The sequence below is a fragment of the Paraburkholderia bannensis NBRC 103871 genome, from assembly GCF_000685015.1.
Taxonomy (GTDB): domain Bacteria; phylum Pseudomonadota; class Gammaproteobacteria; order Burkholderiales; family Burkholderiaceae; genus Paraburkholderia; species Paraburkholderia bannensis.
In genome coordinates, this window is the sequence record NZ_BAYA01000007.1 from 1 (window position 1) to 15,031 (window position 15,031).

Below are 15,031 nucleotides of genomic sequence, written 5' to 3' on the forward strand. Positions count from 1 at the left end.
GGTTTTTCCGGGTCGATGCCAGTCGGGACTATCGAGGTATGCGCGCAATCCCGGTCACCTCATCGCCGCAACCGGAGAACGGCTGGCAATGATGTGCCGGTAACTTGCGCTGCAGTTCAATCGCGGAGGGCTTCTTTTCCGGAGCAATGCACGCATTGCTCCGGAATCCTGAACCTGCGATTAGAAGGCGTGGTACATGCCAATGTTGGCTTGAACCTGGTTGCCGCCCGATGCGGTGTTACCGAAGTCAGCAACCGAAGCCTGCGCGCCCAGCGCGTGGACGTAGGCGCCCATGACGTAGACCGAGGTGGTCTTCGACAGCGCGTACGTCGCGCCCAGCGACACCTGGTTGATCGACGCCATCGTGCGGCCCTTGTCGGTCTGGTCAGGCGTGGCCGCCGAACCGTACACGTACGTGTATTCGGTCGCCAGCGAAAGCGCCGGGGTGACTTGATACTGCAGCAGGCCAGCGAACACGTTGAAGTGGATCGACGGTTGGCCGTTGAAACCCTGGTACTGCGCGTTCGAGTAGCGCAGGCCGGCGGTGTACTGACCAAACTGGTATTGGCCAGCGATTTGAGCAATGCCCGCGCTCTTGTACGCGTTGCCACCGTAGTAGCCCGAGCTCGCGTAGCCCAGCGCGCCGCCGAACGACGGCTGTGCCGTTGCGTTTTCCCAGCCGTTCTCGCCTTGATTGACGGCACGGAAGTAGCCGCCAGCCGCGGTCAGGCCACCCTGGTTATAGTCTGCGGCCACCGACCACGATTGACCCGAACCCGTAGCGCCGGCAACGCCGCCGAACGAGTAAGCGCCTTCAACCTGGAAGCCGTGATAGATCGGCGAAAGGTATTTAACGGCGTTGTTCTGGTTGGTCGTGTTGTCGTTGTTGTCGACGTCGCCCGGGGTCGAGAATGCCGAGGCCGAAATGCCGTCGCCGGTCAGGCCTTGAACCATTTCCGTCACGGCATCGATCTGGCGACCCAGACGCACCGTACCGTACTGATCCGAAGAGAGGCCTACGTAGGCTTGACGGTTGAACAACGAACGCGTGGAACCAATCGGGCCCTGGCCGTTAATTTTGCCGGTGCCAATATTGAAACCATTTTCGAGCTTGAAGACAGCCGAGAGGCCGCCGCCGAGATCTTCCTGACCCTTGACGCCCCACTTGTTCGAACCAGCGGCGCCGCCGTCCTGGCTGAACTTGCTGTGGCCACCGACGTTCGAGGTATAGCCGATACCTGCGTCGAGCATGCCGTACAGCGTGACGGACGACTGTGCCATGGCGGCCGAGGATGCTGCGAAAGCGGCAACAGCGATGACGCTGGCCTTGATATTGTTGTTTTTCATCTGTAATTCACGTCCACGTGTAATTTTTTGGATTGATTGGAATGGGGCTTGTTTCATTGGAAAGCAGACGACGGTGCAGGGCCCGCGCGGCGTCTCGAACCGCAATGACCCGCTTCCGCCAGCATCCGCCAACATCACCCGGCGTCGTGCTCGCGCCAGCAGCAGATGAAGCCTGTCACTTCGTCATCCTTACAATCCTCTGCAGGGTCGGGCCGTGCTTCTCGACCTGCCCGGCATTACTCCGATCAGGACAAACGCGGCGCCCTTCCCTGGACGACGACTGCCTGCTTGCCTCCGTTGCTGCCCCAGCCATGCAGCGCAGTGGACTGATAATGTGCCGAGTCTCCTGATTGCGGCACAAACATCCTGTCTTTCAGGTTCCACCGCTGGCGCAGTGTGCGGATTTTTTCTCCGAACGCCTACGCAGCCTGGGCCTGCTTTCCACGTGTCGAGACCATATCAGGAACACAAATTGGCGTCAAAAATTGTTTGATATAAGTAAATCTAGTTTGATGCCCTTGCGCCCAGCCCAGATTTCCCTTATACGCACTGGCCTGATACCGCCTCATCAACGCGCCCTCAACCGTGCTTGCGCGGCGCCGCAGTCAACGCGAGCGCCGAACGCTCGACAGCACCGGCGATCCGCCTGGACAGCGCCGGATCCGGCACCGCCCGCGCCAGCGTGACCCCGCCCGACAACATCGCCAGCAGCGCGATCGCCTTGTCGTCGCGCGCAGCACCGGCTTCGTCGATCAGCCCCGCCGAAACCTCGTCGATCAAGCGAAGTAGTTCCGCCTCGTAGGCCTCGCGGGTCTCGTCGTCGGCGCGCACCATCTCGGGCGAAAAACTGGGCAGCGCGCAGCTTTCGCCGATGTCACAGGTGCGCTTCGGGCCCAGGTAAAACCCTATGAAGGTCTTGATCCAGCGTTTGCCCTGGCTCGTTTTCAGATCGGCGACGGCAAGCCGTAACTGTTCCATGCCCGCCAGCACGACGGTGCGGAAGGCTTCGCTCTTCGACTTGAAGTGTCCATAGAACGCGCCATTGGTGACGCCCGCCTCTTTCGTCAGGCCGTCGATGCCGGATCCGCCATAGCCATCGCGGCGAAACAGGCGGCTCGCAGCATCGACGATGCGTTTGCGGGTTTCGATTTTGTGCTCGGCGGAGTAACGCATCGGATCTCACATTCAGAGCGACCACTCTTCTTCTTGCTTAAAGAGTGACCAGTGTCTATACATAGAGAGCAGTCGCTATATATATATCACTACCCGCTGTCACTCATCTATGAGGATCTGCCATGCCTATCACGCTGACCGTATCTGAGGGAGTGTTGTCCGCCGAAGCCGAAGGCCAGACCTTCGCCGCCTTGACGCAAGCGCTGTTGAGCGTTGCACAGCTAGAAGGCAACGCGTTCATGACGCCCAATGTGATCGGGACGGTGAACGTCATTCCGGCCACGCGCGTGTTCTCAGCCGGCAAGCCCGCCGCCGCCGCGTTCGTCGAACTCACCTTGCCGCAGATCGCGCTCGCCACGCCCGAGGCCAAACAGGCTTTCACCGAAAAGGCGACAGCGATCCTCGAACAGGCGGCAGGCGGGCGTCTTGCGCGGGATCGCATCTGGACGAACATCGTCTATGCAGCGGACGGCTCATGGGGAATCGCGGGCCGCGCCCACAGCAACGCTGACCTTATCGAGGCGATACAGGAAGCGGCGATCGAGTGAGTCTGGCGCTCGCGCGTGTCCGTATTGACTCTCGTTTGATCGCTTGATGGGACTCAGCGTGAGCGCCCCGCAATACAACACTGACTGCCGTGCGACGTCATCAGCCTATTTCATGCGAAACGCGCACGAGCGGTCACGCATGAACAAGAGATTTGTAGAGTTTTGTACAACACCTAAAGCCGGATGAAATGCAACCGTAATCCCGATTGAATGTCTGCACGGCCGCCCGGCAATTTGCGGCCTACCCCACACATCTCATCAAAGGATTCCGCGATGTCCATGTCCTCAGTCAACGGCTCGGCCTCTGCATACGACGCCTATTTCAACTTCGCGCAAAAGCAGTCAGCTTCGTCGGACTCGCCCGATCGCGCCACGCTGAACAGCTTTTCGACCCAGCAAACGGTTACGGCCATCAATACGAGCACCGGTGCGGCCGAAACACAGACACTGCGCGCAACGCCGATGGCGGTTGCATGGGCGCCCCAGATGTTCGTGCAGGGCGACAAGAACAACGACGACGCCCTGTCGCTCGACGAATTCCAGGCCCAACTCTCTCGCGTCGGCGTAGGCGCAGACGACGCCAGGCAGCTTTTCAGCAGCTTCGACACGTCCGACGACGGCCTGGTATCGCTTACCGAGTTCGTGACCGGCGTAAGCAGGAGCATTTCGAGCGGAAACCAGGTGTTCAACGATCTTATGGATTCCTATACACGCGATTCGGACGGCAATCTCGACCAGGGCAAAACCGACAGTTTCCTGAGCGCCGGCCAGAGCCTTGCCGAAACGTTCTGGAAAAATCTCGGCTAACCATAAAAATCGCGCGGCGCATTGAGCTTCGGTGCTCAACGAACCGCGCGACACGCTTCATTCAAGCCTGGCTCAGAACGAGTGCGAGACGCCCACGCGCGCGACGAACTGATGTCCGTTCGACGAAGGCCCCGCCGCACCGGGAATATAGGCCGTATCGAGCGGCGTGCTGCCATCGCCGCCGCTGAGTTTCTGATAGACCGCCTGAGCGTACACCGACGTGCGCTTCGAGAGCAGGTACTGGCCCATCACGCCGACCTGATTCCAGTGCCGCGATGCGTCTGAATTGCTGCGCCCCAGATGCGCGCGCGTATAGGTGTACATTGCGCCCACCAGCACGGCGTCGCTCAGGTTATAGCGCGCATTCAGCTCGACGTTATCGAAATTGAGCTTCGAAATGTCCGTACCGAAATCGCCGACGTAAAGCGACGAAGCCGGTTGCTCGATCGCGACGTGCGTATAGACGAGACCCAGCACCGCTGCACCGATGCCGTAGCTCGCGCCCAGACCGTAGGTCTTCTGATTCGCGGCGGTGAAATTGGCGTCGTCGGCAGCAACGCTGCCAACCGTGGTCGTGCCCGGCGACGACAGGTCTTCATATACCGCGCCCAGCGTGAGCGTACCGATGGCGTAATTCAGGCCCGCACTGAATATCCGGTTGCCCGCGAAGTTGCCCGCCTGGTTGCTGAAGCCATAGAGCGCGGTGGTGCTCAAGCCGCCGTAGTTCGCCGATGTGAACTTGACCGCATTGCTGGCGTGGTAGGTCGCATCGGTGTTGTCGTTATCGAGCGGATGCGAGAACAGGAAGCCCGCCCAGTTGCCGTTGGCCGTCATCGCGCCGATCACGTCGGTGATGGAGTCGAACTGGCGTCCGAAGGTGAGCGTGCCGAAACGATCCGATTGCAGCCCCGCATACGACTGGTAGCCAAACAGACGGCCGCCGTAATAGAGCTTGCCGTCGTCCATCGTGAAGCCGCTTTCCAGGTCGAAGATGGCATGCAGGCCGCCGCCCAGATCCTCACTGCCCTTGATGCCCCAGCGGCTCGTCGCCAGGTCAACACTTGAGGTTTGCCACGCGCGATGCCCGCCTGCATTGCTCGTGAAGTTCAAGCCCTCGTCCAGTACGCCGAACAAGGTCACGCTGCTCTGCGCCTGCGCGCCCAGCGACGCGCATAGCAATCCCGCCAGCACTCCAACTTTCGCCTTCATTGCTTGCCCCTATCGTGTGGTTCAACGCAGCCGCAGCAGCGTCGATTTGAGTTCGGTGTACTTCTCCAGCGCGTGCAGCGACTTGTCCCGCCCGTTGCCCGACTGCCGATAACCGCCGAACGGGAAATTCATGTCGCCGCCCTCGTCGTAGCAATTGACCCAGACGGTGCCCGCGCGCAGACGGCGGGAGACGTCATGCGCCGTGGCAAGGTCGGCTGTCCATACGGCAGCGGCTAGACCGTACTCGCTATCGTTAGCCATCCTGATTGCCTCATCGAGGGTATCGAAGGTCATCACTGCAAGCACCGGCCCGAAAATTTCCTCGCGTGCGATGCGCGAGGCAGGCGTCGTTTCGAATATCGTCGGTTCGATATAGAAGCCGCCGGTTTCCTCGCGCGCCGTCTTGCCTCCCGTGAGCAACGTGGCTTCGACGCGACCGCTCCCGATCAGCGCGAGTACACGCTCCTGCTGCGCGCGGTCGATGATCGCGCCCATCGTCGTGGCCGGATCCAGCGGATTGCCGGGCTGCCATGCGCGCGCCGCCTCCAGCAGTTTCGCCATGAAGCGCTCGCGTATCGAGCGGTGCACGAGCAGGCGCGATCCGGCGGTGCACATCTCGCCCATGTTGTAAAAGATCGCGGATGCGGCCGTGCGCGCCGCCCGGTCGAGATCGGCGCAATCGGGCAGCACGATGTTGGGCGACTTGCCGCCCAGTTCGAGCCACACGCGTTTGAGATTCGATTGCGCCGCGTATTGCATGATCTGCTTGCCCACGCCCGTCGATCCCGTGAACGCCACGCAATCCACGTCCTGATGCAACGCAAGGCGCTTGCCCGTCTCGCCATCGCCCGGCACGACGTTGAACACCCCCGCCGGAATGCCCGCTTCATGCGCCAGCTGCGCGACGCGCACAGCGCTGAGCGGCGACTTCTCAGAGGGCTTGAGCACGACGCTGTTGCCCGCCGCGAGCGCGGGCGCGAACTTCCAGGCAGCCATGAGCAACGGAAAATTCCACGGCACGATTGCGCTCACCACGCCAACCGGTTCGCGCGTGACGAGGCCAAGCAAATGGTGATCCGCCGCGGCAACTTCGCCACCGGTCTTGTCGATTGCTTCCGCAAACCATTCGAGGCAATAGGCCGCGCCTGGGATGTCGACGGTAGTCGTATCGGCAATCGGCTTGCCGGCGTCGAGGGTCTCCAGCAGCGCGAGTTCGTCCTGATGCGCACGCAGCGCCGCCGCGAAGCGCAGCAGGACGGCCTTGCGTTCGCGCGGGTTGCGATCGGCCCAGACGCCCGTGTCGAATGCGCGCCGCGCCGCGGCGACCGCGGCATCGACGTCCGCCGCGCCCGCGTAAGCGACCTCGCAGAGTTTGCGGCTGTCAATCGGGCTGATGCAGTCGAACCGCTGCCCGTTCGCGGACTCGCGATACGCGCCGTCGATAAAAAGGCGCGTCTCGATCGCGAGCGTCTCGCGCAGTGCGAGCCAGTCCGCCAGGCTGCTGCGGGCGTTCAATGTCGTTTCCATACGCGTGTCCATCGGTTTGTCCTGTTTGCGATCGCGGTCTCGATCGTCATGCGCAGCAGCACACGCCATTCCATTGCGCCGCCCTCCTCAATGCGTGAGGCAAGCATGCGCTGCCTCTTTCGCTTCTTTGGCCTCGCGAGCTTCTCGGCATGCCGCGCCGAAAGCCGCGAAGATTGCCTGCGATAGCGCCTGATCCGCGTATTGCCACTCGGGATGCCACTGCACGCCGAGTGCGAACGCGCGGGCCTCCGGGACGCTCACGGCCTCGATCAGGCCATCGTGTGCACGGGCTTCCACACGCAGCCCCGCGCCCAGCCGCGCTATGCCCTGTCCATGCAGCGAGTTCACGCGCGTCTCCAGCACGCCGCCCGCACAAGCCGCCAGCACGCCGCCTGGCTCGATCGACAATGCGTGGGCCGGCGCGTATTGCGCATCGAGCGACGCTTCGCGGTTCTCGCGATGATCGGCGTAGCCGTCGACGGCATGCACCGCCTGATGCAACGTGCCGCCGAACGCAACGTTGAGTTCCTGAAACCCGCGGCAGATCGCGAGCAGCGGCACGCCGCGCGCAATCGCGGCGCGCAGCAACGGCAGCGCCGTGGCGTCGCGCTGCGGGTCGTGCAGCGTGCCAGGTGCGCTGGGCGCGCCACCATAGAGATGCGGCTCGACGTTCGAATAGCTGCCCGTGAACAGCAGACCATCTACGCAGCGCAAAATCGCCTCCGGCTGCTGGCGTGCCCCGCATGCGGGCAACAGCACCGCCAGCGCGCCCAATCCGTCGACCACCGGCGCGACGTACTTGTCGTGCGTCGCATGAGCCCAGTGCTGCCCTATCTTCGTGCGATCCGCGACGACACCCACGACAACATCTGTTTGCATTCCTGATTACCTCGATTTCGAATACATCGACGATTCCGTCCCGGACGATCAGAGATCGAGCGTCAACGTGGGCGTCTGGGCGCGCGAGACGCACAGCATCATCACGTTGCCGCGCTCGCGCTCGCTTTGCGTGAGCAGCTGATCGCGATGGTCTGGCACGCCGTCCAGCACGCGGGTTTCGCACATGCCGCACACACCCTGCTCGCACGACGACGGCACTTCGTGGCCTGCCGCGCGCAAGGCGTGCATCACCGAGCAATCGGGCGGCACGTCCACCTGCGCGCCGCTGCGCGCGAGGAACACACGCAGCGTGCCCTCGGTTTGCGCAACAGGCGCAAGCGGTGCAGCGGAGAAACGCTCGATATGCAGTTGCGACGCGAGTCCTGCTGCGTCGAAGCGCGCGCCCAGCGCGTCGAGCAGCGCGCCCGGCCCGCAGCTATAAACCTGCGCACCGGCTCGCGCAGCGGCAACGACCGCATCGAGATCGAGCAGCCCTGTCTCGTCGGCGGGCAGGATCGATACGCGTTCGCCGCCCCATGCCAGCAACTCGTCGACAAACGCCATCGACGCGCGCGTGCGACCGCCGTAGAGCAGCCGCCAGCGTGCATTGGCGCGCTGCGCCGCGCGCAGCATCGGCATGAGCGGCGTGATGCCGATGCCGCCCGCGACAAACAGGAAGTCGTCGGCGGGCGCAAGCTCGAACGCATTGCGCGGCCCACGCAACGTGACGCTCTGCCCCACACGCAGCGCGTCGTGCACTTCGCGTGAACCGCCCCGCCCCGCTGCTTCGCGCAGCACCGCGATGCGCAGGACGCGGCGCTCCTGCGGATCGCCGCACAGCGAATACTGGCGCACGAGGCCGGAAGGCAGCACGAGATCGACGTGCGCGCCGGGCTGCCACTCGGGCAGCGTGTCGTCGCCCTGCGCGCGAAGTTCGACCGACATCACGTTGTCGGCTTCCAGGCGCATCGCCACGATGCGCGCCTCGAAAGCCGCGGCGCGCGCGTTCATACCGCCGCCTTCACGTCGACGGGGAACACGGGCGCAAGCGGCTTTGCACGCTCGATGAACTCGCGGAAAGCGCGCCGGTAATTGAGCGTGAAAAGGTCAGCAGGCACCGAATGTTCGACGACGCGTGCGTCCCAATCGATCTCGCGCGGCCGGATGGTCGCGGCCACCGGCATGTCTTCGAGGTAGACCATTTCCTCGATACGCAGGCATTCCTCCAGATCGGCGCCACGATAGCCGCGCTCGTTCGCCACGCCCCAGAAGATGCGCACTTCGTCATAGGCCACCGGCGACGGAAAGCCCGCGACGATGCGCTTGCCCAGCCGCTCGTAGTGGTAGGTGATGGAAGCGAAACCGGGCGCGCCGCAGTGGTACTGCATCAGGCAATCGCCGTCATTGGCCCAGTCGCCTTCGCCCGCATCGAGCTTGCGCTCCATCCAGACATCGAGCCCTTCGCGGCGCACGTTGAGCGCTTCGACCACCTGTTTGGACGGCCCCATCGACACTTCGTGAACGAAGGGAAAGTGCGCCACGTCACGGAAGTTCTCGATGGCGACGGCAACGCCCGTCGGCGATTCGAGTGGCGTGGCTGCCAGCCAGTCGAGTTCGAGATCGCGCCAATGCTCGGGATCGTAGAGCTCGGTCGCGGGCGTCTCCAGCACCGTCCAGACGTGAGCGAAGCGCTCGATCACGGGATACGTGTGAATCGCCGCATTGGGCGGAATCTTGCATTGATCCTCCAGCGACGGAATATGCGAGCACTTGCCGCCCTCGGCTGCGAACTGCCAGCCGTGATACGGGCACGCGATGCTGTCGCCGTGCACCTTGCCGAGTGCAAAGTCCGCGCCACGATGCGGACAACGCGCGTCCTGCACGACGGCCTGGCCCGATGCCGTACGCCAGACCACGAGCCGCTCGCCGAGCAGCGTGGCGCTTTGCGGCGTCGCCAGATCGGCCGAGCGTGCGACCGGGAACCATTGCCGGCGCAGCGCGCGTTCGGCCTGAGTACGAAGAGAAGCTTGCGTGGACATGAAAACCTCTTGAAACAAGGGATAAATCAGGCGCCGACGACGAGCGCGCCGCCATTGACTGCAATCGACTGGCCGGTGATGAAGGCCGCTTCGTCGGAGGCGAGAAAGGCCACCGTGCTGGCGATTTCCTCGGGATGCGCGAGGCGTCCAAGCGGAATCGCGGCCTGCTCGCCCGCGACGCAGTCATCGGGAACCATGCGCGTGAGGATCGCGCCGGGCGTGACGGCATTCACGAGAATGCCCTCGCGCGCAAACTCCTTCGCCATCGTCTTCATCAGGCCAAGCTGCGCGGCCTTCGCCACCATGTAAGCGTACGAGTGGCCGTCGGGCACCTGGCCCCACTGCGAGTTGATGAAGATGACGCGCGGCGCAGCGCTGCGGCGTAGATACGGCAGCGCTGCGCGTGTGAGAAAGAGCGGTGCATGCACGTTGATTTCAAGCAGCGCGTCGAAGTCGGCGTCGTCAGTGGCTTCGAGACCCGTGAGCGAATACATGCGCCCGGCGTTGTGCACGACGATGTCGAGTGCGCCCAGACGGTCGGCCGTTTCGTGAATCGCCTGTTCCGCAAGTTCGCGGCGCGTGATGTCGGCGGCTATCGCAATCGCGCGGCCGCCTTCACTTTCGATTTCGGCGGCCGTTGCCTGCGCAACGTCCGCGTCGATATCCACCACGGCAACCGCCGCCCCGCGCCGCGCGAGCAGGCGCGCGTGCGCGCGGCCCGCGCCCCGGCCAGCGCCGGTCACGAAAGCGACGCGTCCCGCCAGCCGGCCCGCCTGCGCATCGAGCGACAGCACCGTTGCCGGCGCCGTGCGTGCCGCGGCGCTCATGCGTGCACCTTGTGCGGTTCGGTCACGTAAAGCATGTTGCCGTCGGGGTCGAACATCGGGCGATAGCGGTAATGCGTACCGTTTGGATGCTGCCATTCGATCGGCTCGTCCGTCACCCATTGAACCTTGCCGTCGAGCGCGCGAATGGCGTCGTCCAGGTTCTCGACCTCGAATGCAAACGAGTCGAAGCCTGGCTTGTCCTTGAGATTGATCGCGGTGCGGCGCTCGACCGGCGCGGTGCTTTCCGTGCGGAAAATATAGAGCGTGACGTTGCCCAGTTCGATCGCGGCCCAGTGCTCCTCGGCTTCATAGGGCAGGAAAAAGCCCAGCCCGAGCGTGCCGTGGTAGAAGTCAACCAGGCGCTGGACGTCGGGCGTCAGGATGTCCATATTGTCGAGTCGTTTGAGTTTCAACATCTTTGCAATCCTCATCAATTAAATAAATCAGGCAGCGGTGGGCAAATGGTTGGGCAAACGGGGATGAGCGCACGGGCCGCCAGGCAGCGCGTCGAGACGACCCGCCGCGACATCCAGCACGATGGTCACAAGCGTCGCGTACTGGCCGCTCTCGGGTGCTTGAGCATCGGGATGGCAACACACGGCCGTGGTCGCGCCAAAGTGATTGTTCATCGCGCCGATCACCTGCAGCGGGCTCAAACGCGCACGCTGGGCGAGTCGGCGCGTCAGCAGATCGTGGCGCAGGAGCGTATCCGGGTACTGGCGCGGTTCGGTGTCGCCGGGTTGCGCGGCGGGTGCGAGGAAGTGATTCGTATGCACGAGCAGCCCATGCGCATCGGGAAAGACGAGGCCCGGGCCGCCCGGATAAAGCTCGACAGAAACAGCCGCGCTGCTGTCGTCCGCACTGGCGACCACCGTGAGCGACGACGAAGCCGACACCGGCGCCGACGTCAGCAGCCGCAATGCGTCGTCGAGCGCGCCACAGGTATCGAGCATCCAGCGCGACGCCACATGCACCGGCAAGCCGATGCTCGCGCCATCGCGTTCGTGATGCAGGATGTTGAAATGCACGCCGAGGCCGCGCGTGTTCACCCCCGCCTTGCCGACGATGCCGTATTCGGTCACCGTCGTCGTCATGTGGCCGTTGGCGTGCGGGATCTCCCAGGTGAGCCATTGCTCAGCGAATTCGGCGTACCAGTCCCACGTTTGCACCGCGACGGGACGCGCGCCATTGGCATCGACCTGCACGACCGTCGAGCACTCGCCGCGCAGCGGCGCACCCACATAGGCGAGAATTTCCGTGCGCGCATTGATCGCGCCGACGAGCCGCACATCCACGTCCGCACCGTCGGCAATCCCGGCGATCTCCTCAAACAGCGGCGGCGCGAAGGCGCGAATCTGCGCGAGCGCTGCCGCGCCAAGCTCGGCCATGTCGAAGGGGCGCTGCGCGGCGCGCTCGAACAGCGCGCGATAGCGGGCGATGCTGCCGCGCACTTTCGCGGCGTGCGCGGCGCCGAATTCGCGGCCACGCGCGGCGGGTTCGAGCGCCGTCGAACGGAACACGATGGTCATGCGGCCTCCTTCGCCAGACGCGGCTCGACCCATTGCGCGACCTTGTCGAGGCGTGCGAACCAGACATCGCCGTCCGCGACGAGGCGCTCGACGAAGCGCTCCAGTTGATCGAAGCGTGCACCGCGTCCGATGACTTCGGGGTGCATCGTGAAGGTCGTGTGGCGGCCATCGCGGCGCGCCGATTCGTATTCGGCCAGCCACGTATCCACCAGCGTGCGCGGCGCGCTGAAGTTGCCGCCGTTGTCGATGCTCCAGCCAAACATCGGGTAATCGTCGAGCGACCAGTGCACCGGCAGCTCCAGGATCGAGCGCCCCTCCCACGTCTCACGGTACGGGCGGTCGTCGCCCATGCAGCTGGAGTCGTAGCGAAACCCGGATTCGATCAGGAGTTCGAAGGTTTCGGGCGTCAGTTCCCACGACGAGGAACGATAGCCCGCCGGCTTCGGCGCGCCCGCTTTCGCGAGCGCCTCAAGACCGGCGTGCATTTCCTCGGCCTGCTGCTGCGGCGTGCACTTGTCGCTGCGCAGGTGCATATGGCCGTGGTGCCCGATTTCGTGGCCCTCGTCGAGCAACTGCGCGACCAGACCAGGGTGCCGCTGCGCCGTGTGGCCAGGCACGAAGAAAGTCGCGGCGATATGGTGGCGGCGCAGCAGTTCGAGGATGCGCGGCACGCCGCGCACCACGCCGAAGCGCCCTTCCGAAAGACTGGTCAGGCGGCGCGCGTAGCTCGGGCTTTCGCCGAGATAGCCCGCTTCGGCATCGACGTCGAAGGTCAGCGACACGGCAGTCGATTTCGTGTCGGGCCACTTGGGCGTGGCGATCGGATGAGTCGTCATCGTCAAAACTCGCAGGTTACGAAAGTGAAGGCGCAAGCGCTCCCCCGCCGCGCGCCGGAACGCGCGGACATGGCAGACAGAGCGGGCAGCGGAGGACGCCTGGCGCGTCAGGTAATCACGGTCAGCTTCGCGCCGATCCAGACCACGGCAACAGCCGCAGCGAGAGCGAGATAAGGCAGGATGCCGGCACGTGGATGCTTGAGTTCGATGTCGCGGCGCATCGACTCGGGAAAGCGGCCCTTGTCCTGAACGTAATGGCGGTAGCAGAACACCGGCACGATCAGCAGCATGGCGATCAGGCCATTGCGCAAGGTGTTTTCGCCCTGAAAGTTCGCGCCCGCACCCACGAAGGCGAGGTCGACGAAGCCACACAGCGCGCCCAGGCCGAGCACCCAGTTGCGGCAGCGATACGGACGCGGCCAGTCGGCGCGGTCGAGCCGGTGAATCCAGCCCGACTGCAAATTCAGGAATACGAAGATCATGTAGCAGACGTTCGAGAGCGCCAGCACCGTCATGTAGTCCGACATCAGCAGCAGCACCACGTTGAACGCCAGGTCAGTCCACATCGCGCGCGTCGGTGCGCCGTGTCCGTTCACATGCGAGAGGTACTTCGGCAGCCAGCCATCGACGGAAGCCTGATAGAGCGTGCGCGACGATCCCATCATCGACGTCATGACGAGCAGCAGGATCGACAGCACCATCATCACGACGATCACGTTGAACACCACCGCGCCGCCGTGCACGAAGCCGGCCATCACGGCGCCCACGCCGGAGCCGTCGACCACGCTGGGCGCCAGCATGCCCTTGAGCCCGAGTTCGCCCTGGAACGCGATCGGCACGACGATGAACATGAACAGGCACAGCACGCCCGAGCTGAAGATCGCCTTGAACGTGTCCTTCTTCGGGTCGCGGAATTCACGCGTGTAGCAGACGGCCGTTTCGAACGCGAAGGTCGACCAGCACGCGAGGAACATCGCGCCCATCGCCGTGCTGATGCCCGCCGCGTTCCAGTGCCCCATCACGGCCGCGCCGGTGGCGTCGTGCGTGAGCGGCAGCATCGGCAGGAAGTTGGTCGAGGGCATATCGCCCGTAAAGATGGGCACGAGCGACACCAGCACCAGCGGTGCGAGCGAGGCGATACCCAGGATGCGCTGCGTGCGCGCCGCAGCCGATGCCCCCGCGTGCTGCAACTTGAACGCGATCAGCAGGAACCCGAGCGCCAGCACGAAGGTCGCGTTGACGCGCAGTGTCAGGCCTTTGGTGATGAAGCCCAGGTCGAGCAGCGTCAGATGCCAGGTGTTGATCGCGGCGTTGGCCGGGAACAGGCAACTGAGCGTGTAGCCCGCGGCGAGACTCGTGCCGAGTGCGAGCATCGGCGACCACGCAATCCGGTTGCACCAGACCGAGACCGGCGCGACGAACTTGCTGTAGCGCACCCAGCCCAGCGCGCCATACACCGAAGCGCCGCCCGACTTGTGCGGATAGAGGCCAGAGATCTCGGCGTAGGTGAAGCACTGCGCGAAGCCAATCAGGATCGCCAGCACCCAGATGAACCAGGCGGGCTGGCCGATCGTCGCGGCCACGCCGCCGATCGTGAACAGCACGCCCACGGGCACGCCGCTCGTGACCCAGAACGCGTCTTTCCAGCTGAGGTTGCGATGGAGTTCGTGGCCTTGCGCGCCAGCCGCGGCTGAAATAGTCGCATCGGCTTCTGCGCGTGCAGACGCCAGCGGAGCGCCCGCCATCAGATCGTCATGGGCATTCATCGCGACGCTCCCGGTTGCGCTACGCGCCGCACGGCGTGAGCGTTCTGGATCGGGCGGGCGGCCAGGTTGCGCCGTCCCGTACGCAGACCATCAATGCAGAGACCGCGCGCCAGGGCGCGGCTCGAATACGTAGTTCGCATGGATTCTCTCTCGTGTCGGGGTTGAACGGCGGCTAGCACGCGATGAGCGAATCCTAAGCGAGCAAATTGCGCATGTGTATACTTTTTAACCCTAATAACTGCGCATTGCGTATTTTGCAGATCATTTAAAACATCTATGCGCAGAATTCGTGCGCGATGCACCGAATTCGCGCAAACGCGCTTACATCGACGTTACGGGCCTGGGGAACACGGACACAGACGCGAGCAGGCGCGACGCAATGCGGTTTGCACCACGCCGGCGGGGGAGGAAAAGCAGAGCAGAAAGCGCGGCGCAGCCCGTTGAAATGCGCCAGTTCGGGGCATTCTGGGCGACGCAACGCGCAGAAAAGTCGCGTGTTTTTTACGCAACAGGGAGCAGGAAAGCGGTCTGTGTGGATCAGGCG

14 protein-coding genes are annotated in these 15,031 nt (G+C 63.9%); 2 read left to right on the forward strand and 12 right to left on the reverse strand.

Annotated elements, in window-relative coordinates:
• Window positions 1–180: 180 nt before the first annotated feature.
• Window positions 181–1,347 carry a porin gene (locus BBA01S_RS13320; RefSeq protein ID WP_027816887.1) on the reverse strand — a complete coding sequence of 389 codons (1,167 nt, stop codon included), beginning with the start codon at window positions 1,345–1,347 and terminating at the stop codon, window positions 181–183.
• A gap of 579 nt (window positions 1,348–1,926) precedes the next feature.
• Window positions 1,927–2,520 carry a TetR/AcrR family transcriptional regulator gene (locus BBA01S_RS13325; RefSeq protein ID WP_027816888.1) on the reverse strand — a complete coding sequence of 198 codons (594 nt, stop codon included), beginning with the start codon at window positions 2,518–2,520 and terminating at the stop codon, window positions 1,927–1,929.
• A 122-nt stretch (window positions 2,521–2,642) separates the two neighbouring features.
• Here BBA01S_RS13325 and BBA01S_RS13330 point away from each other — a divergent pair, with 122 nt between their 5' ends.
• Complete coding sequence (locus BBA01S_RS13330; RefSeq protein ID WP_027816889.1) at window positions 2,643–3,068, forward strand: tautomerase family protein; 426 nt, start codon at window positions 2,643–2,645, stop codon at window positions 3,066–3,068.
• A gap of 210 nt (window positions 3,069–3,278) precedes the next feature.
• Window positions 3,279–3,875 (forward strand): EF-hand domain-containing protein, encoded by a 597-nt coding sequence (locus tag BBA01S_RS13335; protein WP_156965936.1) that lies wholly within the window; start codon window positions 3,279–3,281, stop codon window positions 3,873–3,875.
• A gap of 72 nt (window positions 3,876–3,947) precedes the next feature.
• Here BBA01S_RS13335 and BBA01S_RS13340 read toward each other — a convergent pair whose 3' ends face one another.
• From BBA01S_RS13340 to BBA01S_RS13385, 10 genes are all read right to left on the reverse strand, one after another.
• On the reverse strand, window positions 3,948–5,084 hold the full coding sequence (locus tag BBA01S_RS13340; protein WP_027816891.1) for a porin: 1,137 nt from the start codon (window positions 5,082–5,084) through the stop codon (window positions 3,948–3,950).
• 21 nt (window positions 5,085–5,105) lie between these two features.
• Entirely contained in the window at window positions 5,106–6,611 is a 1,506-nt protein-coding gene (locus BBA01S_RS13345; RefSeq protein WP_042297156.1) for an aldehyde dehydrogenase, read from the reverse strand.
• An 87-nt stretch (window positions 6,612–6,698) separates the two neighbouring features.
• Window positions 6,699–7,490, reverse strand: coding sequence for a gamma-glutamyl-gamma-aminobutyrate hydrolase family protein (locus BBA01S_RS13350; RefSeq protein ID WP_027816893.1), 792 nt, complete (start codon window positions 7,488–7,490; stop codon window positions 6,699–6,701).
• A 48-nt stretch (window positions 7,491–7,538) separates the two neighbouring features.
• The gene (locus tag BBA01S_RS13355) at window positions 7,539–8,501 is read right to left on the reverse strand and encodes a PDR/VanB family oxidoreductase (protein ID WP_027816894.1); all 963 of its coding nucleotides are present in this window, start codon (window positions 8,499–8,501) and stop codon (window positions 7,539–7,541) included.
• Window positions 8,498–9,529, reverse strand: a complete 1,032-nt coding sequence (locus BBA01S_RS13360; protein WP_027816895.1) for a Rieske 2Fe-2S domain-containing protein — start codon at window positions 9,527–9,529, stop codon at window positions 8,498–8,500. The genes BBA01S_RS13355 and BBA01S_RS13360 overlap by 4 nt, the downstream gene beginning before the upstream one ends.
• A 26-nt stretch (window positions 9,530–9,555) precedes the next feature.
• Window positions 9,556–10,356, reverse strand: coding sequence for an SDR family NAD(P)-dependent oxidoreductase (locus BBA01S_RS13365; protein WP_042297034.1), 801 nt, complete (start codon window positions 10,354–10,356; stop codon window positions 9,556–9,558).
• Entirely contained in the window at window positions 10,353–10,772 is a 420-nt protein-coding gene (locus BBA01S_RS47865) for a VOC family protein (protein ID WP_027816897.1), read from the reverse strand. Before BBA01S_RS47865 ends, BBA01S_RS13365 begins: the two co-directional genes overlap by 4 nt.
• A gap of 27 nt (window positions 10,773–10,799) precedes the next feature.
• Window positions 10,800–11,885, reverse strand: a complete 1,086-nt coding sequence (locus BBA01S_RS13375) for a C45 family autoproteolytic acyltransferase/hydolase (protein ID WP_027816898.1) — start codon at window positions 11,883–11,885, stop codon at window positions 10,800–10,802.
• On the reverse strand, window positions 11,882–12,721 hold the full coding sequence (locus BBA01S_RS13380; RefSeq protein ID WP_027816899.1) for a polysaccharide deacetylase family protein: 840 nt from the start codon (window positions 12,719–12,721) through the stop codon (window positions 11,882–11,884). Before BBA01S_RS13380 ends, BBA01S_RS13375 begins: the two co-directional genes overlap by 4 nt.
• A 107-nt stretch (window positions 12,722–12,828) precedes the next feature.
• Window positions 12,829–14,487 carry an APC family permease gene (locus BBA01S_RS13385; RefSeq protein ID WP_027816900.1) on the reverse strand — a complete coding sequence of 553 codons (1,659 nt, stop codon included), beginning with the start codon at window positions 14,485–14,487 and terminating at the stop codon, window positions 12,829–12,831.
• Between the last annotated feature and the right edge of the window lie 544 nt (window positions 14,488–15,031).